Source organism: Brevundimonas kwangchunensis, assembly GCF_039523815.1.
In the GTDB taxonomy this organism is placed as follows: domain Bacteria; phylum Pseudomonadota; class Alphaproteobacteria; order Caulobacterales; family Caulobacteraceae; genus Brevundimonas; species Brevundimonas kwangchunensis.
On sequence record NZ_BAAAGA010000008.1, the window covers coordinates 15,594 to 40,037 of the forward strand.

At 69.1% G+C, this 24,444-nt stretch carries 23 protein-coding genes; 10 read left to right on the plus strand and 13 right to left on the minus strand.

Annotated elements, in window-relative coordinates; all coding sequences use genetic code 11:
- Positions 1 to 15: 15 nt before the first annotated feature.
- Positions 16 to 804: a MipA/OmpV family protein gene (locus ABDZ95_RS14465; RefSeq protein ID WP_343794676.1), complete on the plus strand. Its 789-nt coding sequence runs from the start codon at positions 16 to 18 to the stop codon at positions 802 to 804.
- Here the strand turns inward: ABDZ95_RS14465 and pdeM are convergent.
- A complete protein-coding gene (pdeM, locus tag ABDZ95_RS14470; RefSeq protein ID WP_343794677.1) occupies positions 801 to 1,532 on the minus strand; it encodes a ligase-associated DNA damage response endonuclease PdeM in 732 nt (243 codons plus the stop codon). The two genes, ABDZ95_RS14465 and pdeM, sit on opposite strands and share 4 nt — an antisense overlap.
- Positions 1,529 to 4,066: a ligase-associated DNA damage response DEXH box helicase gene (locus tag ABDZ95_RS14475; protein WP_343794678.1), complete on the minus strand. Its 2,538-nt coding sequence runs from the start codon at positions 4,064 to 4,066 to the stop codon at positions 1,529 to 1,531. The genes pdeM and ABDZ95_RS14475 overlap by 4 nt, the downstream gene beginning before the upstream one ends.
- Positions 4,067 to 4,160: 94 nt before the next feature.
- On the opposite strand from ABDZ95_RS14475, the gene ABDZ95_RS14480 reads away from it, so the two are divergent.
- Entirely contained in the window at positions 4,161 to 6,998 is a 2,838-nt protein-coding gene (locus ABDZ95_RS14480; RefSeq protein ID WP_343794748.1) for an ATP-dependent DNA helicase, read from the plus strand.
- Here the strand turns inward: ABDZ95_RS14480 and ABDZ95_RS14485 are convergent.
- Entirely contained in the window at positions 6,982 to 7,416 is a 435-nt protein-coding gene (locus ABDZ95_RS14485) for a VOC family protein (protein ID WP_343794679.1), read from the minus strand. The genes ABDZ95_RS14480 and ABDZ95_RS14485 overlap by 17 nt on opposite strands.
- A 182-nt stretch (positions 7,417 to 7,598) precedes the next feature.
- On the opposite strand from ABDZ95_RS14485, the gene ABDZ95_RS14490 reads away from it, so the two are divergent.
- The 3 genes from ABDZ95_RS14490 to hisC are packed head-to-tail and all read left to right on the plus strand — an operon-like array spanning position 7,599 to position 10,416.
- Entirely contained in the window at positions 7,599 to 8,633 is a 1,035-nt protein-coding gene (locus ABDZ95_RS14490; RefSeq protein WP_343794680.1) for a DUF2125 domain-containing protein, read from the plus strand.
- Entirely contained in the window at positions 8,633 to 9,316 is a 684-nt protein-coding gene (locus tag ABDZ95_RS14495; RefSeq protein ID WP_343794681.1) for a hypothetical protein, read from the plus strand. The genes ABDZ95_RS14490 and ABDZ95_RS14495 overlap by 1 nt, the downstream gene beginning before the upstream one ends.
- 8 nt (positions 9,317 to 9,324) lie before the next feature.
- Entirely contained in the window at positions 9,325 to 10,416 is a 1,092-nt protein-coding gene (gene hisC, locus ABDZ95_RS14500) for a histidinol-phosphate transaminase (RefSeq protein ID WP_343794682.1), read from the plus strand.
- Positions 10,417 to 10,419: 3 nt separating this feature from the next.
- On the opposite strand, the gene ABDZ95_RS14505 is transcribed toward hisC, so the two are convergent.
- From ABDZ95_RS14505 to ABDZ95_RS14515, 3 genes are all read right to left on the minus strand, one after another.
- Positions 10,420 to 11,229 carry a TIGR02186 family protein gene (locus tag ABDZ95_RS14505; RefSeq protein ID WP_343794683.1) on the minus strand — a complete coding sequence of 270 codons (810 nt, stop codon included), beginning with the start codon at positions 11,227 to 11,229 and terminating at the stop codon, positions 10,420 to 10,422.
- Positions 11,226 to 12,149: a sulfite exporter TauE/SafE family protein gene (locus tag ABDZ95_RS14510; RefSeq protein WP_343794684.1), complete on the minus strand. Its 924-nt coding sequence runs from the start codon at positions 12,147 to 12,149 to the stop codon at positions 11,226 to 11,228. The genes ABDZ95_RS14505 and ABDZ95_RS14510 overlap by 4 nt, the downstream gene beginning before the upstream one ends.
- A 119-nt stretch (positions 12,150 to 12,268) precedes the next feature.
- The gene (locus ABDZ95_RS14515; protein WP_343794685.1) at positions 12,269 to 15,124 is read right to left on the minus strand and encodes an SEL1-like repeat protein; all 2,856 of its coding nucleotides are present in this window, start codon (positions 15,122 to 15,124) and stop codon (positions 12,269 to 12,271) included.
- A 220-nt stretch (positions 15,125 to 15,344) separates the two neighbouring features.
- Between ABDZ95_RS14515 and ABDZ95_RS14520 the strand changes: the two genes are divergently transcribed.
- Together ABDZ95_RS14520 and ABDZ95_RS14525 are read left to right on the plus strand one after the other, a co-directional pair.
- Positions 15,345 to 15,551 carry a hypothetical protein gene (locus ABDZ95_RS14520; RefSeq protein ID WP_343794686.1) on the plus strand — a complete coding sequence of 69 codons (207 nt, stop codon included), beginning with the start codon at positions 15,345 to 15,347 and terminating at the stop codon, positions 15,549 to 15,551.
- Between the two features lie 64 nt (positions 15,552 to 15,615).
- The gene (locus tag ABDZ95_RS14525) at positions 15,616 to 16,125 is read left to right on the plus strand and encodes a pyridoxamine 5'-phosphate oxidase family protein (RefSeq protein ID WP_343794687.1); all 510 of its coding nucleotides are present in this window, start codon (positions 15,616 to 15,618) and stop codon (positions 16,123 to 16,125) included.
- A gap of 110 nt (positions 16,126 to 16,235) precedes the next feature.
- Here the strand turns inward: ABDZ95_RS14525 and argF are convergent, their stop codons facing one another.
- The 6 genes from argF to ABDZ95_RS14555 all read right to left on the minus strand — a co-directional run bounded on the left by argF (position 16,236) and on the right by ABDZ95_RS14555 (position 21,186).
- Positions 16,236 to 17,153 (minus strand): ornithine carbamoyltransferase, encoded by a 918-nt coding sequence (gene argF / locus ABDZ95_RS14530; protein ID WP_343794688.1) that lies wholly within the window; start codon positions 17,151 to 17,153, stop codon positions 16,236 to 16,238.
- A 22-nt stretch (positions 17,154 to 17,175) separates the two neighbouring features.
- Positions 17,176 to 18,348, minus strand: a complete 1,173-nt coding sequence (locus ABDZ95_RS14535; RefSeq protein ID WP_343794749.1) for an aspartate aminotransferase family protein — start codon at positions 18,346 to 18,348, stop codon at positions 17,176 to 17,178.
- A 105-nt stretch (positions 18,349 to 18,453) separates the two neighbouring features.
- Positions 18,454 to 18,978, minus strand: coding sequence for a YcxB family protein (locus ABDZ95_RS14540; RefSeq protein ID WP_343794689.1), 525 nt, complete (start codon positions 18,976 to 18,978; stop codon positions 18,454 to 18,456).
- Between the two features lie 4 nt (positions 18,979 to 18,982).
- Positions 18,983 to 19,900: a M28 family metallopeptidase gene (locus tag ABDZ95_RS14545; RefSeq protein WP_343794691.1), complete on the minus strand. Its 918-nt coding sequence runs from the start codon at positions 19,898 to 19,900 to the stop codon at positions 18,983 to 18,985.
- Positions 19,901 to 19,958: 58 nt separating this feature from the next.
- Complete coding sequence (locus ABDZ95_RS14550; RefSeq protein ID WP_343794692.1) at positions 19,959 to 20,360, minus strand: SRPBCC family protein; 402 nt, start codon at positions 20,358 to 20,360, stop codon at positions 19,959 to 19,961.
- 4 nt (positions 20,361 to 20,364) lie between these two features.
- A complete protein-coding gene (locus tag ABDZ95_RS14555) occupies positions 20,365 to 21,186 on the minus strand; it encodes an ABC transporter permease (protein ID WP_343794693.1) in 822 nt (273 codons plus the stop codon).
- A gap of 321 nt (positions 21,187 to 21,507) precedes the next feature.
- Here ABDZ95_RS14555 and gcrA point away from each other — a divergent pair, with 321 nt between their 5' ends.
- Positions 21,508 to 22,032 (plus strand): cell cycle sigma 70 cofactor GcrA, encoded by a 525-nt coding sequence (gene gcrA / locus ABDZ95_RS14560; RefSeq protein ID WP_343794694.1) that lies wholly within the window; start codon positions 21,508 to 21,510, stop codon positions 22,030 to 22,032.
- Positions 22,033 to 22,349: 317 nt separating this feature from the next.
- On the opposite strand, the gene apaG is transcribed toward gcrA, so the two are convergent.
- Complete coding sequence (apaG, locus tag ABDZ95_RS14565; protein ID WP_343794695.1) at positions 22,350 to 22,757, minus strand: Co2+/Mg2+ efflux protein ApaG; 408 nt, start codon at positions 22,755 to 22,757, stop codon at positions 22,350 to 22,352.
- A 92-nt stretch (positions 22,758 to 22,849) separates the two neighbouring features.
- On the opposite strand from apaG, the gene ABDZ95_RS14570 reads away from it, so the two are divergent.
- Positions 22,850 to 23,881 (plus strand): 2'-deoxycytidine 5'-triphosphate deaminase, encoded by a 1,032-nt coding sequence (locus ABDZ95_RS14570; protein WP_343794696.1) that lies wholly within the window; start codon positions 22,850 to 22,852, stop codon positions 23,879 to 23,881.
- A gap of 276 nt (positions 23,882 to 24,157) precedes the next feature.
- Positions 24,158 to 24,442, plus strand: coding sequence for a hypothetical protein (locus ABDZ95_RS14575; protein WP_343794697.1), 285 nt, complete (start codon positions 24,158 to 24,160; stop codon positions 24,440 to 24,442).
- Positions 24,443 to 24,444 lie beyond the last annotated feature (2 nt).

Consider the following 24,444-nt stretch of genomic DNA (forward strand, 5'->3'; position numbering starts at 1 on the left):
CATCCGAGGCTCTCCATGATCGTTCGCTCTCTCCTCTCCGGCGCCGCCTTCGCGGCTCTGACGCTGATCGCTCCGGCCGCCGTCGCCCAGAGCCAGCCTTATGAGCGCATGGGTCCCCAGCAGGACTGGACCGTCGATGTCGGCGTTGGCGCGCTGTACAGCCAGGATTCGAACGGCGACACCGGCGGGAAGGCCAACGTCGTGCCCTATATCGCCGCGAACTGGCGCGACCGGATCTACTTCAGTCCATTCGAGGGCCTGGGCTGGAATGTCGTCAGCACCGACACCTTCCGCGCCGGCCTGCAGCTCCGTCCGCGCTTCAGCCCGGACGATATCGAGGGCCTGACTCTGGACAGGCCGGACTTCGGAGCCGGCGCCGCCGTCTACGCCTACCAGCGCCTGCCGGGGAACATCGTCGTCGGCGGGCGCGTCAGCCGCGATGTCACCGACGTCAGCGAAGGCACCGAGTATCACGCATCCATCGGCCACCAGCGTGTGACGCCGATCGGCGCACTCAACGTCAGCGCCTATGTCCGTGGCGGCGACCGCAAGCTGGCCGACGCCTATTACGGCGTGTCCCCGGCGGAGGCGCTTGCCAACGGCATTCCGGCCTATGCGCCCGATGGCGGTCTTCAAGGCGCGGGCGCGACCGCCATGCTCATCACACCCCTGAGCCCCCGCTGGGCCGCGGGAGGACTGCTCGGCTATGAGCGCCGGCTTGGCGATATCGCCGATAGCCCCGTGTCGCAAAACGACGACTCATGGCGCGTGGGCGCGTTCGTGGTTCGCCGGTTCGGCGGCTAACGCAGCGCGTCCCAGCTGAAGGCGTGAACCTTGTCGCGGCCTAAGGCGGCGATCATCGGGGCTGACCCGAACAGGCCGGCGACGGCGGCGTCCCTCACATCCAGCCCGCCGGTGAATGCGCCGAAGGCCGGCATGATCAGGCGGCGGCCGTCCGTGACGAAACAGGGCCGGCGCACGCCACGGCCATAGGCGGCGACGCGGGCGGCGGGATGCAGGTGGCCTGCGACCTCGCCAGTCGCCTCGCCCGGCTGCGGCTCGTGGATCAGGGTCAGGGCGCCCAGCGGCATCGTCGTCACTACCCGGCCCGGCAGGGCGTCCAGCGCCCCGGCCAGGGCGACCAGATCGTGGTTGCCTTCCAGCCAGATCCAGTCCCGCCCGGCCGCCAGCCGGGTCAGGCGCGCCAGATCGTCCGTCGCCAGACGATCGACCGCCTTGGCGTCATGGAAACTGTCGCCCAGCAGGACCACCGCCGCCGGGTCCAGCGCCTCTATCTCCGCCTCCAGCTTGGCCAGCGTCGCCGGGCTGTCGTACGGCGGCAGCATCTGTCCGCGTACGGCGAAGGCCGACCCCTTCTCGAGGTGCAGGTCCGAGGCGATCAGGGTCCGGTGCGCGGGAACCCACAGCGCGCCGGAGCAGCGCAGCACGCAGGCCTCGCCATTCACCCGCACCTTCAGCCCGCCGCAGGGATGGCGGAAGGGCGTCAGGGCATCTCGCAGGGCGGCGTTCACGCCGCGCCCTCCAGTTCGGGCGGCGCATCGGCCATGACCTCGGCGATCAGGGTCTCCTCGGCGAAGTCCATGGCAGTTTCGGTCAGGATCATCTCCGCCGCCCCGCCGCCGACCCGTTCGCGCCCGATCTGCACCAGCACCGGCACACTGAAGGGCGAGGGCCGCTCCAGCGGCTGATGGGTGATGTTGCCCTGAATGCGCCCCAGCATCTGGCCCAGCCGCCCGACATCCAGCAGGCCCGACGCCGCGTCGGCGCGGGCGGTGCGGAGAAGCAGGTGATCGGGCTGGTGGCGGCGGAGCACGTCGTAGATCAGGTCTGTCGAGAAGGTCACCTGTCGGCCGGTCTTCTCGGCTCCCGGCTGGCGCTGCTCGATCAAACCCGAGATGAGGGCGCAATTGCGGAAGGTGCGCTTCATCATGAAGCTCTCCTCCAGCCACGCTTCGAGATCGTCGCCCAGCATGTCCGGCTCGAACAGGGCGTCGAGGTCCAGCCGGTCCATCGGCTTGATCGACCAGATCGCCAGCGAATAGTCGGTCACCACGAAGCCCAGCGGCCCCACATCCAGCCGGTCCAGTCGCCGGGTCAGCAACATGGCCAGGGTCGTGTGCGCCAGCCGGCCCTCGAAGGGATAGGCCACCAGGAAGTTGCGCGTTCCCCGCGGGAAGGTCTCGACCAGCATGGCCCCGGCTTTCGGGATGACCGAGCGCATCTCCTGCAGCTCCAGCCACTCCTGCACGTCATTGGGCAGGACGCGCCAGTGGTCGCGGTCGTGGATCATGTCGCGCACCCGCTCGGCCAGAGAGGTGCCTAGCGGGAACTTGGACCCGCCGTACGAGGGGATGCGAGGGTCCTTGTCGACCGCCGTGGTGACCAGGGCGTCGGTCCCCGAAATGCCTTGGAACGCCCAGACCTGACCGGCGAAGACGAAGGTGTCGCCGGGCGACATCTGTTCGAAATACCACTCCTCGGCCTCGCCGATCTTGCGGCCGCCGACCATCGCCTTGCCGCCCGCCCTGCGCGAGCCGACGCGGACGTTCAGATTGGCCGCCGAGACGATGGCCCCGACATTCATCCGGTGCCGCTGGGCGGTCTGGGCGTTGCGGACCTTCCAGCGGCCGTCCTGCGTCCGCACGATCCGCGCGAACCGCTCATAGGTCCGCAGCGCATAGCCGCCGGTGGCGACCAGATCGACGACCTCCTCGAACCGCTCGTAGCTGAGGTCGCGGTAGGGGTAACAACCGACAATCTCCGTATACAGATCATCCAGCGCGAACGGCTCGGAACAGGCGCACCCCATGACGTGCTGGGCGAGGGTGTCGAGCGTGCCCGTATGCACAGGCTCCCAGTCGAAGGCGTTCTCGGCCACCGCCTCGCGCGCGGCCTGGCACTCCAGCATCTCGAACCGGCTGGCGGGCACCATCAGGGCGCGCGAGGGCTCGTCCAGCCGGTGGTTCGCCCGGCCTATCCGTTGCACCAGCCGGCTCGCCCCCTTGGGCGCCGCCAGCTGGATGACCAGATCCACGTCGCCCCAGTCGATGCCGAGGTCCAGCGTCGAGGTGCAGACCACGGCGTTCAGGTCGCCGCGCGCCATCGCCGCCTCGACCTTGCGCCTCTGCTCCGGCGCCAGCGAGCCGTGGTGCAGGGCGATGGCCAGATCGTCCTCGTTGATCCGCCAGAGCTCCTGAAAGACGAACTCCGCCTGCCAGCGCGTATTGACGAAGATCAGCGCCATCCCCGCCCGCTTGATGGCGTCATAGACCTCGGGGATCGCATGAACGCCGGTATGCCCGGCCCACGGCACGCGGCCCTCGCTGACCAGCACATCCACCACCGGCGGCGCACCGGGATCGCCCCTCACAATAAAGACCCCTTCTCCCCTTGCGGGAGAAGGACGTCCGGGTTTCAGCCACGCCGCGATCATCTCGGGGTCATCCACCGTCGCCGACAGCGCCACGCGGCGCAGGTCCGGAGCGAACTGCTGCAACCGGCCCAGACCGAGGTTCAGCAGGTCGCCGCGCTTGCCGCTCCAGATCGCATGCACCTCGTCCAGCACGACGCATTTCAGGTCGGCGAACCACGCCCGCGCGCCGTCCCAGGCGCACAGCAGGGCCAGCTGTTCCGGCGTGGTCAGGAGGATGTCCGGCGGAAAGTCGCGCTGCCGCTGGCGTTTGGACTGTTTGGTGTCGCCCGTGCGGCTCTCGACATGGATGTTCAGCCCGATCTCGCGGATCGGGGTCATCAGGTTGCGCTCGACGTCGGTCGTCAGCGCTTTCAGCGGCGACAGATACAGGGTGTGCACGCCCGACCCCGGCCCGCTTTCCGGCTTGGGCCCACGCTCGGCCAGCTCGATCAGCGACGGGAGGAACCCCGCCAGCGTCTTGCCACCGCCGGTCGGCGCGACCAGCAGGGCGTGCGACCCGGCCTGCGCCGCCGCGACCATCTCCAGCTGATGCCGCCGCGGCGCCCAGCCGCGCGAGGCGAACCAGTCCGTGAGGAGCGGCGGAAGCGTTGCTGGAACGGCGGTCGGCGTCACCTCGCGGCTATAGCATGTTCCCGTTCCGTTTCACGCCTTAAGTCGCTATCTATCGAGCGTGCCGACCGACTCGACCACCGCAATCTCCAGCGCCCTGACCGGCGCCGAGCCTTGGCTGGCGCTGCCGCCGGCTCTGGCCGTGCCGCCGGGCGCGGGGGCGATCTGCGACGACGAGGGCGCGCGCAGGATCGGGCGCGGCGCGGCGGAGGGGGCTTTCACCGCCGGTCCCGTCATGGTCGCTCACGCCAGTCTGACCGCCCGCCGTCTCGGCATCGCCCCGCCCGCGCGCTCGACCGACCTGCTGGACGTGCTGGAGCTGTTCGCCTTCGTCCGCCCGGCCCGCTTCTGTGCGCCCTCGCCGACCGGCCTCGCTCTCGCCCTGGGTCAGCCGGAGCCGAAGGGACCGGAGGCCCAGGCCAGCGCCCTGCGCGCCGCCGCCGACGCCCTGCTGCGCGAGCTGGCCGAACCCGCCTACCCTCTGCGCGAGGACGCCTTCACCCTGAACGAGACGCTGGGCCGCGCCGGCTGGAGTTGGTCATGGCGGGTCGCGGGCGCCCTGCAGCACCAGCCCCTGCGCGCCCGCCAGCATCGCGGCTCGGGCCTCGACGCCTGGTCGCGGCTGGCCGAGTGGGAGGACGAGGCGCCGCGCGGCGAGGCCGGCTCGGCTCCCGTCGACAGCGAGAGCGCCCGCATCCGGCTGGAGAAACTGCTCCAGGCCTCGGGTCTCGACGAGACCCGTCCGGCCCAATCCGACTATGCCGCCGAGGTCGCCTACGCCTTCTCCCCCCGCAACGAGGAGGGCCGCCCGCGCATGCTGCTGGCCGAGGCGGGAACCGGCACGGGCAAGACGCTCGGCTATCTGGCCCCCGCCAGCCTGTGGGCCGAGCGCAACGCCGGCGCGGCCTGGGTCTCGACCTACACCCGCGCCCTGCAACGCCAGATCGACCGCGAGAGCGCCGCCCTCTGGCCCGACCCGGCCGAGCGCAAGCGCAAGGCGGTCGTCCGCAAGGGCCGCGAGAACTATCTCTGTCTGCTGAACCTGCAGGAGATGGTGCAGGCGGCTCAGCTGGGGAACGGCGACCTGATCGGCGTGGCTCTGGCCGCCCGTTGGGCTCTGCACAGCCGCGACGGCGACATGACCGGCGGCGACTTCCCCGGGTGGCTGCCCAGCCTGTTCGCCGTGGCTCCGTCCCAGCAGGCCGGCGCCGGCAACCTCGTGGACCGGCGGGGCGAGTGTGTGCACGCCGCCTGCCCCCACTACCGCACCTGTTTCGTCGAGAAGACCATCCGCGCCAGCCGCAAGGCCGACCTCGTGGTCGCCAACCATGCGCTGGTCATGACCCAGGCCGCCTTCGACGGGGCCCGCTCGGCGCGGGGCCTGAAACAGGACGGCGAGACGGCGGCGCTGAAGCGGATCGTCTTCGATGAGGGCCACCATCTGTTCGACGCCGCCGACAGCGCCTTCTCCGCCTGCCTGTCCGGCCAGGAATCCGCCGAGCTGCGCCGCTGGATCCGTGGGCCGGAAGGCCGGGGCCGTCGCGGTCGGGGGCTGGAACAGCGGCTGGGCGACCTCTGCGCCGACAACGAGGCGGCGACGAAGGCCTTGCAGGACGCCATGCACGCCGCGGCCCAGCTGCCCGGCGAAGGCGTCTCGGGCCGCATCGCCTCCGCCTCGGGCGAGGTCAATCCGATCGGGCCGGTCGAACGCTTCCTCGTCGCCGCGCTGGAACAGTTGCGCGCCCGGACCAGCGAGGGCGGCGGCCCCGGCGGGATCGAGTTCGGCATGGAATGCAGCCTGCGCCCTGTCACCGATCCGGTGCTTGAGACGGCGCGCGAGGCCGCGAAGGCGCTGGCCGCGGTCGAGGCGCCGCTGCTGGCCCTGTCCCGACATCTGGAAGACATCCTCGACGACGAGTCGGTCGAGCTGGACGGCGCCTCGCGCGCCCGGATCGAGGGCGCCCTGCGCGGGCTGGACCGGCGCGCGCGGATGACCTTGCCGGGCTGGCGCTCCATGCTGGGGGCGCTGGATGCCGACACCGGGGAGCCGGACCCCGATTTCGTCGACTGGCTGTCGGCCGAGGCCGCCTTCGGCCGCATCCACGACGTCGCCCTGCGCCGCCACTGGATCGACCCGACCGTGCCGCTGGAGGCCGCCGTGGTCATGCCCTCGCACGGGGTGCTTGTGACCTCGGCGACCCTGTCCGATCCGATGGCGGACGATCCGTTCGATCTCGCCCGGATGCGCACGGGCGCGGCCCGCCTGATCGAGCCGGCGCGGACGCTCAAGGTGGAGAGCCCGTTCGACTATGCCGAGAACAGCCGGGTCATCGTCGTCAACGACCTGATCAAGGATGACGCCCGCCAGACCGCGGCCGCCATGCGCGAACTGTTCCTCGCCGCGGGCGGGGGCGGTGTCGGCCTGTTCACCGCTATTCGCCGGCTCAAGGCGGTTTATGAGCGGCTGGGTCCCGATCTCGCGAAACAGGGCATCCCCCTCTACGCCCAGCACGTCGATCCGCTCGAGGTCGGCGCTCTCGTCGACGTCTTCCGCGCCGAACAGGACAGCTGCCTGCTGGGCACCGACGCCGTGCGCGACGGGGTGGATGTACCCGGCCGCAGCCTTCGCATCCTCGCCTTCGACCGGGTGCCCTGGCCCCGCCCGGACCTGCTGCACAAGGCGAGGCGCGAGCGGTTCGGCGGTTCGTCGGCGCAAGGCCGCGCCTATGACGACGCCCTGGCCCGCGCCCGCATGGCCCAGGCTTTCGGCCGGCTGATCCGTCGCGCGGACGACAAGGGCGTCTTCGTCATGCTGGACGCCGCCTGCCCCACCCGCCTGTTCGCCAGCCTCCCGCCCGGCACCGAGGTCCTTCGCATGGGGCTGGCCGAGGCGGTGGAGCTCGTCAGCGGCTTCCTCGCTACGCCTCGAAATTGATTTCCACGCTCGGCGCCGACCGTTTCGCCTCGCCGTGGAAGACCGCCTCGATGTTGTTGCCGTCTGGATCGATCAGGAAGGCGGCATAGTAGCCGGGGTGATAGGGCCGCTCGCCCGGCGCGCCGTTGTCCTTGCCGCCGGCCGCCAGACCCGCCTTGTGGAAGGCCTCGACCATGGCCCGGTCGGCGGCCTGGAAGGCCAGGTGGTGTCGGCCGGTCAGCTTGCCGGTCGCCGCCTCGCTGTCGGCGCTGGAGACGAACAGCTCGTCCACCCAGAAGAAGCTCTCCGCCTCGCCGCCCAGCGGCACGCCCAGCGCCTCGAAGACGGCGTCGTAGAACCGGCGCGAGGCCGGCAGGTCGGCGACCACCAGCTGAATATGATCGATCAGCCGGCCCCGATGCAGCGACTGGGCTTCCATGGCGTTCTCCCTGAAAATGACGACAGCCGAACGGACATCCGGCGTGGCGCGTTCCTTACGGTGCCCGCTTGTCACGAACTGGCAGCTTCACCATAGAAAGCCGTCGGGGCGCGGTTTTCTCGGCCCCCGTTCCGCGCTTCGGACGTTTCGAACACTCGGACCCAGTTTTCGCCGGACCCTGAATGACCACCGACAGCCCTCGCCACTCCCGTCGCGGCATCATCGTTCCCTTCACCATCGCCGGCGTGGTCCTCGTTGCGTGGACCGCGTGGTGGTTCTTCCTCGTGCAGCAGATCGAGACCCGGCTGGACGCGCAGGTCGAGGCCCTCAAGCAGAACGGCTGGACCATCAGCCACGCCGAGGTGACCACGACAGGCTGGCCGTTCCGCGCCCGCGTCGCCATTCCGCATGCCGACATCGTCGCCCCCTCGGGCCACGGCATCTCCGCCCCCGAACTTGTGGCCGAGGCCAATGCCTGGAACCCCGATCACTGGGTAGTCGTGGCCCCCGAGGGCCTGACACTGGCGCGGGCCGACAAAGGCAAGGTCGGGGTGCGCGGCGACGGTCTTCGCTTCAGCATCAGCCGTCTGCGCGAACGCTTCCCCGATCTGCGCGTCGAGTTGATCCGCCCCGTCTTCACCGCCCACGAGGACGCCGAGCCCTTCCCGATCGCCTCGGCCGACCGCATTCAGTTCGAGGCCCGCCCGCATCGCGAGGATGAGACCGCCGACGCCATCGACGTCCTGTTCAATCTGCAGGAAGCCCGCGGGCGCCCGGGCGGCCCGGTCGAGGGGGCGACGCAGGAAGGCCGTCTGACCGTCAGGCTGGAAGGCGTGGTCCGGGAGGCCAGCCATCTGGCCGGACCGACGGCCGCCGGCGTCTTCGCCGCCTGGACGGAAGCCGGGGGCCGTCTGTCGGACGTGCGCGGCGAACTGATCGCCGGCGAGAGCCGCGCCCGTCTGACCAGCACAGGCCTGTCGGCCGGCGCGGATGGGAGACTGCAGGGCGACCTGTCCCTGAACGCCGAGTCCGCCGGGGCGGCGATCACCGGTCTGGCCCGCTCGCGCGAGGGCGCCGTCAACCGGGTCGGCGCGGCCGGAGCCGCCGCAGCGACCGCCATCCAGGGCGAGCGTGACGTCGATCTGACCATCCGTTTCCGTGACGGACGCACCTGGCTGGGCCCGTTCGCCCTGGCGCCCGCCCCACGTCTGTTCTGATGCTGACCGAGCCGCCGCGCGACGACGAACGCTTGGCGCTGGACCGCGCCGTGGCCGAGGCGGTGAAAGCGCGTCTCGCCGCGGGCGCGCGCGCGACGCCGGACGCCGACGCCATCGCCCTGCGAGAGGCCCTCGCCGGCCTGACCGCGCCGCAAATCGCCGCCGCCCGCTCGGTGCTGGGCCGCGTCGACGCCGCTTCGGGTGCGCCGCTGGTGGTCTGGGGGCCCGCCAGTCAGGTGCTGGCCGCCGACCGCTACGGTCTCGTCGCTCGCCTCGCCGCCAAGCCGGACGCCGCCTTTATCGCAGTCAGGGACGGCGCACGCGCCCTGATGGACCTGACGCCGACCTCGGCGTGGTGGGGCCGGTTGCTGGCCGAGCCCGATCTTCGCGTCATCGCCGCCCTGCCCGACCACGGCGTCGGTCAGCCTCGCGCCCTGATGATCCAGCGCGCGCAGCCGGGACCGACGGGCGCCGATCGCACCTTCTGGGCCACCGACAGCGCCCTGCCGGACGCCCGGATCGTCGAAGCCCTGTCGGCCTCCGGACTTGCGGCGACCCTGCTGATGGCCGGCGGCGGCTTGAAGCTGTTCGTTATGGCGGGCTATGTGCAGGCGGAAGACAGCCGGCTCGCGGATGCGCCCGGCGCCCTGTCCGGCGTGATCGGCGCCGCCCCCCTGTTCTGAGAGCCTGCATGACCGACACGATCCAGCCCAAGCCCGGCATCCTCGACATCGCCCCCTACGTCGGCGGCAAGTCGAAGATCGAGGGCGTGGCCGAGCCGATGAAGCTCTCGTCGAACGAGAACGCCCTGGGCGCCGGCGAGAAGGCCCGGGAGGCCTATCAGGCGGCGGTCGGCAACATCCACATCTATCCGGACGGCCGGGCCGGCAAGCTGCGCGACGCCGTCGCCGACCACCACGGACTGGAGCCCGAGCGCCTGATCTTCGGCAACGGCTCGGACGAGGTCTTCGCCCTGCTGAACCAGACCTATCTGCAGCCGGGCGACAACATCGTCACCGGCCAGTACGGCTTCCTCGCCTACCGCATTTCGGCCCTGGCCAACCAGGCCTCGGTCAAGCTGGCCCCCGAGCCGGGCTACAAGGCCGAGGTCGATGCGATCCTTGAGCAGGTCGATGACCGCACACGGATCGTCTACATCTCCAGCCCGTCCAACCCGACCGGCAGCTACAACACCGCCGAGGAAACCCGTCGCCTGCACACGGCCCTGCCCTCGAACGTCCTGCTTGTCATCGACGAGGCCTATGCCGAGTTCGTCACTGCGGCGGACTGGGAGACCAGCTTCCCGCTGGCGAAGGACGCGGACAACATCGTCGTCACTCGCACCTTCTCCAAGATTCACGGCCTCGGCGGTCTGCGTATCGGCTTCGGCTACGCTCCGTTGAAGGTGGCCGAGGCGGTCGATCGCATCCGTCTGCCGTTCAACGTCTCGGTTCCGGGCCTCGAGGCCGCCGTCGCCGCCCTCCATGACGAGGCGCACCAGAAGGCCTCGCGCGATCTGGTCGAGACCTGGCGTCCGCGCCTGACGCAGGCCATCCGCGGCTTCGGCTTCGAGAGCTTCCCGTCCGCCGGCAACTTCGTCCTCGTCCGCTTCCCGGACGAAAAGCGCAGCGCCGCCGCGGCCAACGAGTATCTGCATGGCAAGGGCATCATCGTGCGCCCGGTTGGCGGCTATGGCCTGCACGACTGCCTTCGCATCACCGTCGGCACCGAGGATCAGAACCGCGCGGTTCTGGATGCGCTCAGCGAGTTCGCGGCGACCTGAGACCTAGTTCCGCCTGAAGATCCGGCTGGCGCCCCACCCCGTCAGGGCTGCCAGCAGGACGCACAGCACGCCATATGTCCACGGCCGTCGGTGGGCGAACTCGAAGATGTCGCGCTCGATGCCCACCTTCTCGACGGTCAGGGTCAGGTTGCTGACCGACACCGGCTCGCCCTCCTGGAACAGCCAGACCTCGGCGAAATACTGGCCCGTCGGCGCCACCGCCGGCAGCTCGACCTCGGCCCGGAACAGGCCGCGATCCACGAACCGCACGCCGTCCGGGTCTGTATCGTACAAAGCCGCCGCCTCGCGCAGGCGGATCACCGCGCGACGCCAGTCCAGATAGTCCTCGCCCAGACGGCTGACGACCACGTCTCGGACGCCGTAGCGGGTCACCGTCCGGCTTTCCTCAGGCGCGTTGATACGCAGGTGGTCGACGCCGACGCCCAGCCGGCGCAGCTGGCCGAACTCGGCGATATCCGACAGGGGCCGCGTCGAGGCGGTCATGTAGAAGCCGGGAGCGCCCTCGAACAGCACCGGCCGGCCGTTCAGCCAGACGCCGGCGTTGCGGGTCTTCTTCACCAGACGCACCGGCGCATCCGGTCCGCGCACGACCACCACGACATCGGCCGGGGCGTCCGTAGGATTGAAGACCGCGCCGAACAGCACGATCGAGGCGCCACGGAAGCTGGAGTCGACCTGCACCCGCGCATCGGTCAGGGCGGCGGCCACCCGCACGCGATCGGCGGTGCTGACCGACTGGGCAGGCGCCGGCGCGACGACGGCGGGCGGATCGGGCGGCAGGTCCTGCATCATTCCGCCACCCCCGGCGCGAAGGAGAACAGATCGCTGGGCCGCACGAACAGCTCCAGCCCCATGTAGATCCCCACCAGCAGGACGATCACGCCCAGCGCCGCCCGCAGCTCCTCGGCCCGGAACCGGCCGGACAGGCGCGCGCCATATTGGGCGCCCACGACCCCGCCCAGCAGCAGGATGATCGACAGCACGATGTCGACGGTCTGGTTGCGTCCGGCCTGCAGGATCGTGGTCATCGCCGTCACGATGATGATCTGGAACAGGCTGGTGCCCACGACCACGCTGGCCTTCATTCGCAGGATGTAGAGCATGGCCGGCACCAGGATGAAGCCGCCGCCCACCCCCATGATGGCGGACAGGATGCCGACGAAAACCCCGAGGGCGATCGGCGGGATCACGCTGATGTAGAGGCCCGAGCGCGGGAACCGCATCCGCAACGGCAGGCCGTACAGCCACAGCGGTCGGCGACGCTCCTTGTGCGGAACAATCTCGCCACGCACTCGCCTCAGGATCTGCCCGAGGCTTTCGTAGAGCATCAGGGTGCCGATCGCGCCGAGGAACAACAGATAGGCCAGAGCGACCGCCAGATCCGCCTGACCCAGCAGGCGCAGATAGCGGAACAGCTCGACCCCCAGCAGGGCGCCGACCACGCCGCCCGCGGCCATGATCCCGCCGATGCGGTAATCGACCATCTTCTGGCTGGTGTAGGCGATCACGCCCGAGGTCGAGGACGCCACGACGTGGCTGGCCTGACTGGCGACCGCCACCGATGGCGGAATGCCCAGGAAGATCAGGATCGGAGCCATCAGGAAGCCGCCGCCGATGCCGAACAGTCCCGAGACAAAGCCGACCGTCGCTCCCAGCAGAACCAGGAACGGCCAGTTCACCGAAACCTCGGCGATCGGCAGATAGATATCCAAAGGACGCGCCTTCGGCTGGAACTGAGGTCAGGCGCCGGAAGGCGACGGGTGGAAACTGTCCTGAACGCCCCGGGCCGCCGAAGCAACCCGTTGCGCGTGGGAAGACGACGATGCGCCCGTCAGGCGAGCGGCTCGACGGTGAAACGCTCGGCGTCGGCGCGGCCTTGAGTGCGGTCTGCGGCCGAGAGCGTGCCCTGCATACGCTCCGCCGCGGCCTGCGCGTCGCCATCTCCGGCGCGTCCGGCGATCAGGTACCAGGCATAGGCCTGAACCGGGTCGGCGGTGATGCCCTCGTCACCCGTCTCGTAGAGCTTGGCGACGTTGTACTGGCTGTCGACCATGCCGCGCTCGGCGGCGCGGGTCAGCCAGGTCAGGGCCTCGGCGCGGTTGCGGGCTCCGCCGACGCCATCGAACAGATACATGCCGTAGTTATGCATGCCGCGAGGGTCGCCGCTGTCGGCGGCGCGACGCGCCCAGACGCGGGCTTCCGGGGCATTCTGCTGAACGCCTTTCAGGCCTTCCTGATACAGGCCCGCGAGATGCAGCTGGGCCGGGGCATAGCCCAGGGTCGCCGCCTGTTTCAGCGTGTCCGCGCCAGTCGCCTCGTCGGCATCCAGCTGGGCCACGGCCTGTTCGTACAGCTCGGCGCCGCGCGCCAGATCGGCTTCGCTCGGCGTGGCGACGACGGCGAGGGCCGCGATCGGTTGCGCTTCCCCGCCGCCACCGAGACCCTGCAGGACGATGCCGCCATCCGTCAGCTCACTGAACGCCAGCGCGCCTGATGCGGTCAGCACCACCGCCACGGCCGAGGCGCCCAGCGCCTTGCGCACCGTGCCGCCATCGCGCGAGGCCTGCTTGTCCAGACGCTCCTGCAGGCGTGACTTGCCGCCCTTCTTCAGGCCGAAGCCCGAGCGAGCCGGCGCTTCCGGTTCGGGAGCCGCCATGGCGGCGCGCGCCGCCTCGATGGTGTTGCGGGTCGTGGACGCACGGCCTTGCGCCGCCGCGGCGCGCAGGGCGCGGGGGTCGACGAAGTCCGTCTCGCCGGCGAAGTCGTCGCCGTCGAAACCGCCTGGCGCGGTGGCGGCCAAGGCGTCCGAAACGTCGGCGCCTCCGAAGCCTCCGGTCGAACCGAAGGGGCCGGCCGGCGCTGAAACCTCGGGCGCCGGCTGCGGGGCGGTGGCGAACACCGGCACATGCGGCGCCTCTTCCGGTTCAGCCGGAGTCTCGATGGCCGCGCGACTGCCGAACGGCGCCGGGGCCGGGGTCGGGGCCGGGGTCGGGGCAGCCTCGACCGAGGCCAGTGGACCGCGCATCACGGCGTCGAACACGGTGTCGGCGGTCAGGACCTCGTCGCGCGGCTCGGGCGCGGGCTCCGGCTCGGGCGGGGCGAGATCCGCCGACCAGGCCTGCTGCTCGGTATAGACCGGGTCCGGATCATCGAAGGTCGTCGGCGCGAACGGCGAGTCCGGGAAGGCCGCATCCGGGAAGGCGGCGGCGCGCCAGTCGGGCTGGATGTCAGCGATCGGAGACGCAGCGACCACGGGCGCAGGGACCGGCTCGGGCTCCGGCGCGGGCTTGCTGTCGGCGCGGCGGTCGATGTTCTCGCGTGCTTCGGCGATGAGGGCGGCGGTGCGCTCTTCCGACAAACGCATGCGCTCGGCCAGTTCGCCCGAGGCGCGGTCGTAGCGTTGCTCGATCCGCGACGAGCTGTCCGACAGGCGACGGCCGATGTCTTCCAGCGCCTGCTGCGAACGGCGCTCTGACTGGGCGATACGCTCGCTCAGGCGATCCGAGATGCGGGTGATCTCGCCGCCCAGCTTCTCCAGCGCCAGGGCATGGCGATCGTCGGCGGCGGTCAGGCGCTGATCCAGCCCCTGAGCCAGGCGGCCCATGTCGCCGTCGATCCGGCGCGACAGGGCTTCGCCCAGACGTTCGACGCGAACCTCGCCATCGATCTCGACCCTGGCCACCCGGCCGTTCAGGTTCTCGGCGATACGCAGGACCTCGCGGCCCATGGCCTCGACGGCTTGGGCCGAGCGGCTTTCCGACGCCTTCAGCTGGTCGCCGAGGGCGGCGACGGCGCGCTCGATCCGCTCCATGCGGTTTTCGGACTCGGCCGTATCCAGCCGGCGCATCATCTCGGCGCGGTTGGCGTCCACCTGACGGGCCAGGGTTTCGGCCAGCTTTTCGAAGCGCGCGGCCTCGCGGGCGCCTTCCGGCTCGATCCGGGTCTCGGCCGCGCGCATGCGCTGGTCCAGTACGGCGAACGATCGCTCCAGCCCGCGCAGGGCCTCGGTCGTGCGCGCCTGCGCCTGATCCAGACGGGCGCCCACCTGACCCAGCAGGTCGGAACCCGCGCCCGGCCCGGCAGCCTTTTCGACCGCATCCATGCGTTGGCGCAGTTCGTTCACGCCCGAGCGCTGGCGCTCCTCGATGTCGTAGAGACGGCCGGCGAGAGCACCGAGGCCAGCCTCGACCTTGCCGAAGGTCTCGGTCGTGCGAGGACCGGTCTCCTGCTCGAACTTGCGCAGGCGACGATGACCCTCGCGCAGCTCCTCGGAGAGGTCGTCGATGCGGCGGCCGTAGGCACGGCCTTCCTGATCCGAATTTTCCAGCCGACGGACCACGCCTGACACGGCCTGATCCACACCCTGAATGGCGACGGTCGAGCGACGCTCGGCGGCCTCGAGGCGCGCGGCGATGGCGTCGATAGAGGCCTCAAGGCGCTGCCAGGCCTCGCCACCTGACGCATAGGCGTCGTCGAGACGACGGCTGCGGCCACGGCGTTCGAAGGTATCGGAGGCATGGGCGCGGCGCGGCAGCGGCGTGTAGCCGTCGTCCGCATCCCCGTCCTCGATGATCATGGAGTTGAGCCACTCGCCCAGGGTCATCCCCGAACGACGCGCAAGGTCCTTGGCGATCTCGCGAGCCTTGGGATCAATCCCTTTCACGCTCCACGGCGCGGCTGCGCTCACTGATTCGCCTCCCGACCTTTGATTCGAACGCTAATCGCCCAGATCAAGGGTGTAAACGCGTCGTTAACCCCAAGATGTAGGGGCGCCGCCAGCTTCCTGTGGAAACTCCCGCCACCCTCCGGATATGTCGCCCGGACGTAGTTAACGACTGGTGAAGATTAACCTCTGCGAAAGGACTCACCCCCTTGCGCCGTGGACAACTTCGGGCCACCTCGCGGCGATGACCCTGACCGTCACCCTGATCATCGCAGGAGCCGTGCTGGCCCTCGCCGTTTTCGCCGGCTGGCGAGGTGCGTTGCCGAGCAATCCGGCCAAGGGTGTTCGCATGGTCCCGTGGCGGCTGATCATGCTGATGTCCGGCGCCGCGTTGATGCTGCTGCTGATCCACGCCGCCACGCTTCTAGGCATGCCGCAACGCCCTTACTGAAGGCGGAACCTCGCGGCGTCGCGATCACTTCCCTGATCGACAAGCCAGATCAGGAGACACCGACATGGGCGACAAGACTCTTACCGCCGCCGAGGCCGAACAGCATTTCTGGGACAGCCTGAAGAAGTCCAACACCGGCCTGCTGGGCCTCGACCAGCCGGGCTATCACGCCCAACCGATGACCGCCTTCCGCGAGGAAGAGACCGGCACGATCTGGTTCTTCACCCGCGACGACACCGATCTGGCGAAGGACGCCGCCCTGCCCGGCGGGCAGAGCGCCATGTTCCATTACGGATCGAAGGATCAGAATGTCTGGGCCTGCATCCACGGCGACCTGTCCGTCCACGGCGCCGACCGCGCCATCATCGACCGCCACTGGAACCCGGTGCTGGCCGCTTGGTACCCCGAGGGCAAGGACGACCCGCACCTGACCATCCTGAAGTTCGACGCCGACGACGGTCGCGTCTGGGTCAACGAGGGCGGCTTCTTCAAGTTCGCCTACGAGGTCGCCAAGGCGAACGTCACGAAGACCCTGCCCGACGCGGGCGGCGTGGCGGATGTGAACCTGAACTAGGGTGTGATTTGTGGTTAGTGGTTAGTGGTTGCTGCGTAACGGACAGGGCAGCGTCGGCAACGCCCACGCCACACTGATCACTAACCACTAATCACCAATCACTGGCGGCATCAGCCGCCCGCGAAACACCACGCCAGCACCGCCTTCTGGGCGTGGATGCGGTTTTCCGCCTCATCCCACACCAGCGAGCGGGGACCGTCGATGACCGCGTCGGTGACTTCCTCGCCGCGGTGAGCGGGCAGGCAATGCAGGAAGACCGCGCCGGGATTGGCGACGTCCATCAGGGCGTCGTCGACGCCATAGCCATCGAAAGCTTCCAGCCGGGCTTCGTAGTCCTTATCGCCCATCGACACCCAGGTGTCGGTGACCACCACGTCCGCACCGCGCACGGCGTCCTGCGGGTCGCTGGTGAGGACGACATGGTCGCCGCCCTTGGCGAGATCGTGCAGGTCAGGATGGTACTCCGCCGGACAGGCGACCTGCAGGCGGAAGCCGAACTTCGGCGCGGCATGCATGAAGCTGTGGCAGACGTTGTTGCCGTCGCCGACCCAAGCGATCGTCTTGCCGGCCACGGGCCCGAGATGCTCCTCGATCGTCAGCAGGTCCGCGAGAATCTGGCAGGGATGCGAGCGGTCGGTCAGGCCGTTGATGACCGGCACGGTCGAGACGCGCGCGAAATTCTCGACGTCCTCGTGGCGGTTGGCGCGGATCATGACCGCATCGACCATGCGCGACAGGACCTTGGCGGTGTCCTCGACCGGCTCGCCGCGGCCTAGCTGCATGTCCGAAGCCGTGGCAATGATCGACGAGCCACCCAGTTGGCGGATCGCGGCGTCGAAGCTGAAGCGGGTGCGGGTCGAGTTCTTCTCGAACACCATGGCCAGCACCCGATCCTTCGCCGGCGCATCGGCGTCGGCGCGCCCTTTAGGCCAGCCCTTGCGGGCCTGCTTGCGGGCGTGCGCGTCATCCAGAATGCCGCGCAGGTCCTCGGCGCTCAGCCGATGGATATCGAGGAAGTGACGGACCATCGGCCCCTCCAGATCTCGGCCCTCAGGCCAGCTTGGTCCGCGCGAACTCGCAGGTCTTCTCGAACCGCTCGACGGCCTCGCGGGCCTCGTCCAGCGTCAGGACCAGCGGCGGCAGGATGCGCACGCAGTTGTCGCCGCCGCCGGCGACCAGCAGCTGGTTCTCGTCGCGGGCCCAGCCCATGAATTCGCGGTTGTTCGGGACCAGCTTCACGCCGATCAGGAGCCCCTTGCCGCGCACGTCCACGATCACGTCCGGGAACCGCTCCTTCAGGCCGTGCAGTTGCTGCTTCAGATAGCCGGCGATCTCGTTGACGTGGGCGAGGGTCTCCGCCTTCGACAGCTCGCCGAAGGCCGCGCGGCCGACCGCCATCGCCAGCGGATTGCCCCCGAAGGTCGAGCCGTGCACGCCCGTGGTCATGCCCTTGGCCGCATTGGTGGTCGCCAGGCAGGCGCCGATCGGGAAGCCGCCGCCCAGAGCCTTGGCGATGGCCATGATATCCGGCGTCATGCCGGCCCATTCGTGGGCCCACAGCTTGCCGGTCCGGCCCATGCCGCACTGGACTTCGTCGAAGATGATCAGAACGCCGGTCTCGTCGGCCATCTGGCGCATCCAGCGCAGATCCTCTTCCGGCGTCGCGCGGCAGCCGCCCTCGCCCTGCACGGGCTCCAGGATGATCGCCGCCGTCGTCGGATTGCGGAAGGCGGCCTCGAGAGCCTCCTTGTCGCCCCACAGCAGCTGGTGGAAGCCCTCCATCTTCGGACCGAAGCCTTCGGTGTAGGACGGATTGGCGGCGGCGTTGATCGCGCCATAGGTCCGGCCGTGGAACGAGCCGTCGAAGCCGTAGATGTCGATGCGCTCAGGGCTTCCATTGGCGACGTGATGCTTGCGCGCGGTCTTGATCGCGCACTCGACCGCCTCGGTGCCCGAGTTGGTGAAGAAGACCATGTCGGCGAACGACTTCTCGCACAGCTCGTCGGCCAGGGCTTCCTGCCCCGGGATGCGGAAGATGTTCGAGACGTGCCACAGCTTCTGGGCCTGCTCGGTCACCGCGGCGACCAGCTTCGGATGGGCGTGGCCCAGACCGTTGGTCGAGATGCCGGCGACGCAGTCCAGATATTCCGTGCCGTCGGTCGACCACAGACGCGCGCCCAGACCACGCTCCACTTCCAGCGGCGCGCGATTGTAGACACCCATCAGATGGTCTTGGGACACGGAACGGACCTCCAGAAGAGAGACGGCCCCGTCGCGGGTACGACGGAGCCGGGGAAAGGGTCAGGTCTTGTCGGACCCATAGGCCCGTTAGTCAACACCGCGGCCGATACGGTTCGCAGCTGTGACATCCGCGACCAGTTGCCGAAGGGCGGCTTGCTGGTCTTCGGACAGATGGCGCTTCGGGAGCACCGGATTTGCGGCCGGGCTCATCAGGAAGATGAACCGGTCCTTCTCCTCGCGAACCGCCTTGATCCCTTCCCACCCGATCCGCGAGGACGCGACAGGCGTGCCGAACGCAAGGCCGGTCCCGTCGATCGTCCAGTCGCTCAGCATGCCCCCGCCCGGCGCCTGACGCGCGGCCTGCAGCGTGACCCGGTTCAGCACCGAACGGACGCTGAGCCACAGGAAGGTGGTCACGATCACCGTCAGGCTCACCGCCGAGGTCAGCTCAGGATGCCATGAGGCCCTGGACCAGACGAATACGGCCAGCACCCACAGACCTGCGAATGGCAGAAGCTGATGCGCCAGCTGCCACCAGTGCAGCCCGCCCCAGCCGCTGGTCACGTGTCGCAGTTCGCGCGCGGTCGGTTGAACACCCCGAACCTCGATCATCGGACTACTCGTCCCGCGCCAGACGCAGGGCCAGGTCGGCGATGAAGCGGGCGGTGCGCAGGACGTCGTCGCCCTCGACCCACTCCGTGGTGTCCTGCGCCGAGTGGATACGCTGGAAGACGGGCGGGACGAAGCCCTCGGCCAGACCGTTCGACTGCCCGCCGTTGAAGGCCAGCCACATCTGGTGCGCGCCGACCGCGTCCTGCGACCCGATCGAGATCACCGGCACGCCGGCGGCCGAGAAGACCCGGTCGTCGCTGGGCGGGTACATCGGGAAGGCCACACAGTCGAAGGCCATCTCGGCGCACTGTGTCCGCATGGCGCGCAGCACGAAGGCCGAGTGCTCTCCGACATTCTCGCCGTACATCAGCGTCTCGCCATAGCCGTTGACGTCCATGTTCACGACGGCGGCGATGCGGGTCTTGTCCTGCGCCTCCAGCCATTTGCGCGCGCCGATCAGGCCCAGCTCCTCCTGATCGGTGAAGACGAAGACATAGCGGAACGGCCCCGGCGTCTGCTCGACCTGCTCCTTCACGAGTCCGGCGATCTCGATCAGGGCCACGACCGAGCCGGCGTTGTCGATCACGCCCTGCGACATCGTCCCGTCCGCCAGAGGCACCGCGTCGAAGTGACCGGTCAGGACGATGTCCTTCGCGCCCTCGCCGATGGTGATCACTACATTGGCGCCGGCGCGCGGGCCGGTGCGTGGGTTGCCGCCCTCGAACGGCGCCAGCTCGGGCGCGAAGCCCTGCGCGCGCAGCTGGCTGACGACCACCTCGCGGCGCTCGTCATTGTTCTTGCCTGCATAGGCCTGGATCGCCGTCTCGATCGCCTGCCCCTCGGGGGTCAGCGTCGGAGCTGCGGCGGGCGCATCCTGCGGCGCGGCCAGCAAGGAAAGCGCGAAAATCGACTGGATCAACATGGGGTCCCCTCCCGAAGGTTCGCCCCTTGCTAGCGGCTGACCCGCCGCGCCGCCAGACTCAGCCCTCCAGAAGCGCCTTCAGCGCCTGCAGGTCCTTCGTCACATGGGCGGCGTCCGCCGCGAAGGCCGCGTCGTCCATGTCCAGGCGTTTCAGCAAAACGAAGCTGACCTCGGCCCCGTCGCCGTTGGGCGTCACGCGCAGGGCGTTATGCACCTCGGTCCCGTCAGGCATGGTCACCACATGATCCATGACGCCAAGGTCGTTGGGTGCCGCGAACCGCACCCGCACCTCGCCGATCGCCCCGCCGTCGGCGACCCAGTCCTCGCCGTCCTGCGTCAGGCCGGAGGCGAGACCCGAGGCCCACTCCGGCATGCGCCGCGGATCGGATACGAGGGCGTTCACCTCGGCCCAGCCCCGCTCGATGCCGATATGGACGATGCGGGCGGGCATGACGGGCATGAGCTCAGCTCTTCAGACGCCAGCCCGATTTGAACACGGCCCAGCAGGCGACGGACAGGATCAGGGTCAGCAACGCGCTCATCGCCACGCCGATCCAGATGTTGCTCTCCGCATGGCCGATGAAGCCGAAGCGGAAGCCGTCGATCATGTAGAAGATCGGGTTCCAGTGGCTGATCGCGGCGAACGGCCCGGGCAGGTTCTCGACCAGATAGAAGGTGCCCGACAGGAAGGTCATCGGCATGATCAGGAAGTTTTGCACCGCCGCCAGCTGATCGAACTTCTCGGCCCACAGACCGGCGAAGACGCCGACCATGCCCATCATCAGCGAGGCCGACAGGGAGAACCACAGGATCGCGGCGATGTTGGCGATGCCCAGCCTGGCGAACGGCAGCACGCAGACCGCCGTCACCAGCCCGACCACGATCCCGCGCGTCGCGGCGCCCAGGGAGAAGCCGATAGTCAGCTCCAGCGGGCTCAGCGGCGGGGTCAGGAAGTCGGTCGCCGTACCCATGATCTTGGCCTGGATCAGACTGGACGAGGCGTTGGCGAAGCTGTTGTTCAGCACCGCCATCATGATCAGGCCCGGCGCCACGAACTCGGCGAAGGGCGTGCCGTGCAGCGGCGGCCGGGCGTCCTTCAGGGCCACCACGAACACCAGCATGTAGAGCAGGGTCGTCACCACCGGAGCCGCCACCGTCTGGGCGCCCACCTTCCAGAACCGCCGCACCTCCTTGAGATACAGGGTCTTCACCCCCTCCCAATTGACGCCGTTGTAGCGGCGCGGCTGCGGCAGGCCCGAGGGCCGGGTCGAGGCGAGATCGGTCATGCGGGCGGAGATGCGCCTCGCTGCGGCGCTTCGCAAGGCGTGAACGGCGCGCGAGGCGGGTGAAGAGTGAGCGAAGAGGTGAGCCGGCGGTGAGCGCACACTGAGGCGCGCTCACTTCTGCGCTCACTCTTCACCCCTTGCTCACGACGAACGCCCAGCCGCGTCCCACAAACGAGATCATTTTAACCATACCAGATGTAGTTCCTGTGGACGGACCAATTCCCACATATTGCGCGTTTTAAGGGGTGGTTTACGATTAGGAGTAGGTCGAGCCCATCAACGGGACATCTCGACCCAATATGTTGAATCCTGGAGGGCGAGATGACCGCAGGCTGGACCGAAGATCGCGTCGGCGCGCTGAAGAAGCTCTGGCTTGAGGGCCAGTCGGCCAGCCAGATCGCCAAGCAACTGGGCGGCGGCGTGACCCGCAACGCCGTCATCGGCAAGGTGCACCGTCTGGGCCTGTCGGGCCGTGCGGCTCCGTCGCAGCCGGCGCGCGCCACCTTCCGCCCGTCGCGTCCGCGTCCTGCCGCCCAGCCCACCCAGGCGCCGTCGGCTCCGCGCCGCATCGAGGCCGCCCAGCCGCGCCCGGTCGTTCCGGCAGCCCCGCCGCCCGCTCCGGTTCCGGAACTGCCGGGCACCGCCACGGTCATGACCCTGGGCGCCCACATGTGCAAATGGCCGATCGGCGACCCGTCGTCGGCCGAGTTCAGCTTCTGCGGCCGTCGCGCCTCGGAAGGCGTCTACTGCGTCGAGCACGCCCGCGTCGCCTACCAGCCGCAGGTCCGCAAGGCCGGCAAGGACGGCGCCTCGGATCTGGCCCGCTCGCTGCGCCGCTACATCTGATCGGGAAACCACTCGACACGGCGGCCTGTCACTGACGGGCCGCCGTTCTGTCATTCAGCCATATGGCTGTCACAGATGGCCCCTACAGGGCCGCCATCCGTCCCGGAGCCGCCCGCAATGGCCTCGGGATACGGGGGTAAGGGGCTGCGGTTATCCGGGTTGACGCAGCCCCTCGCCTCGCCGCTTCGGCGGCTCTTTCCGATATCAAGCGCGTGAAGTGATTGGTGGTTGGTGGTCAGTGGTTGCTGGCTCGCCTGACTTTCACACGCGGCCGTCGCCGCGCTCGCGATAACCACTCATCACCAACCACTAATCACTCAGTTCAGCACCCGTCTCTCGCCCGGGACATCCAGACTGAACGCCGGGATGGCGACCTCGAATATCCGGCCGTTGTCGTCGACCATGGAATAGCCGCCGACCATCGAGCCGGACGCCGTACCCAGAGGACAGCCCGAGGCATAGGAATAGCTGGAGCCTGGCTGGATCGTCGGCTGTTCGCCGACCACGCCCGGCCCGCGCACCTCTTCCCTGTGCCCGCGCGCGTCGGTGATCTCCCAGCGGCGCGCGACCAGCTGAACCGGGCCAGCCGACAGGTTCACGATCTCTACCTGATAGGCCCAGACCCAGCGCCCCGCGGCGGGGTCCGACTGGCCGGCCAGAAAGCTCGGACGCACCTTCACCAGGATTCCGTCGGTCTCGGCCTCGTACGCGCGTCCGTCATGCATCCTGTAATGGTTCCGCAAGCTGGACCCACGTCAAGCATGAGTGTGACGTGCAGACAGGCGAGACGGGCCGAAAAATCGTGTAAGCCGGTGACATGACGTCTACCGAACACACTCTCGCGGGCATCCTGCCCTGCCAGTCCATCGAACTGCTGATCGCCAACGGCGCGATCACCACCGACACCCCCTTCGACGCCGATCAGGTGCAGCCGGCCAGTCTGGACCTGCGCCTGTCCGATCAGGCTTGGCGTGTGCGCGCCTCCTTCCTGCCCGGCCAGCGCAAGGTCGAGGACCGCATCGCCGATGTCTCCATGCACGCCATCGATCTGTCGGGCGGCTATGTGCTGGAGAAGGGCTGCGTCTACATCGCCCGTCTGCAGGAGCGGCTGAGCCTGCCCAAGGGCCTGATCGCCCGCGCCAACCCCAAGAGCTCGACCGGCCGCGTCGATGTCTTCGTGCGCCTGCTGACCGATCGCGGCGGCAGCTTCGACGACGTGGACGAGGGCTATGACGGCCCGCTCTATCTCGAGATCGCGCCCCAGACCTTCTCCATCCTCGTGCGCCCCGGCACCCGTCTGAACCAGCTGCGCCTGAAGGCGGGCGAGCCGCCGAAGTTGGAGACCCGCTCGGTCGGCGTCGACCTGACCGGCTCGGACGGCGGCATCGTCGGTTTCCGCGGCCGTCGCCACGCCGGCGTGGTCGATCTGGACAACATCGACGGCCACGACCCGAAAGACTTCTGGGAGCCCCAGATCCTGCGTCGCGGCGAGCTGCTGCTGGATCCGGGCGAGTTCTACATCCTGGCCTCGTCGGACGACGTCGAGATCCCCGTGGATCAGGCCGCCGAGATGACGCCGATCGATCCGTCGGTGGGCGAGTTCCGCGTCCACTACGCCGGCTTCTTCGATCCGGGCTTCGGCACGGACGAGGCCCACGGCGCCGGCTCAAAGGGCGTGCTCGAGGTCCGCACCCACGATACGCCCTTCCTGCTGGAGCACGGCCAGATCGTCGCCCGTCTGGTCTACGAACCCCTGACCGAACGCCCGACCCGCCTCTACGGCGAGGGCGGCAGCCACTACCAGCGGCAGGGGCTGAAGCTCAGCAAGCATTTCCGGCCTTGGGGCTGACGGCTCGACAACCGCGAAGATCGGGTGCTTCCTGATCGCCTCATTGGATGAATGAGGGCTTCGGAATGCTTCGCCCGGCCGGCTTCATCACGCTGGACATGACAAGCTACCCGGTTTTCGCGGTGCTGGCGGGCCTGACCCTGCTGGTCGGCGCAAGACCATGTCTCTCCCGGCTGCACGGGGCCGGCCGTCGAGCAGTGCGACTACATCGCGACCGCCAAGGCCGCGAACTCGGGACCGGACGACCGCGCGTTCGACAAGGCGCTGGGCTTCAACGTGTTCGACCAGGGATCCTCTGTTCTGGTCCAGCAAAGCTATCCGATAGAGCTGATGGTTCACGCATCGGCGGTTCGGATCGACAAGAGAAGCTGCCGACCTTGCGAAGTAATCTTCTATGGGCACAACCCACCGCCGTTTGCCCCGCGAGACCTTCCGCGTGGACGCCTGATCCAGAGCACCGCTCCGGAGGACCCGATCAAGGCCGCGCGGTTTCGGGAGGAGATTGCCGCTCTGGGTTACCCGCTCGATTTCGATCAGGGCGCAGCCAGCGAGCGCAAATGACG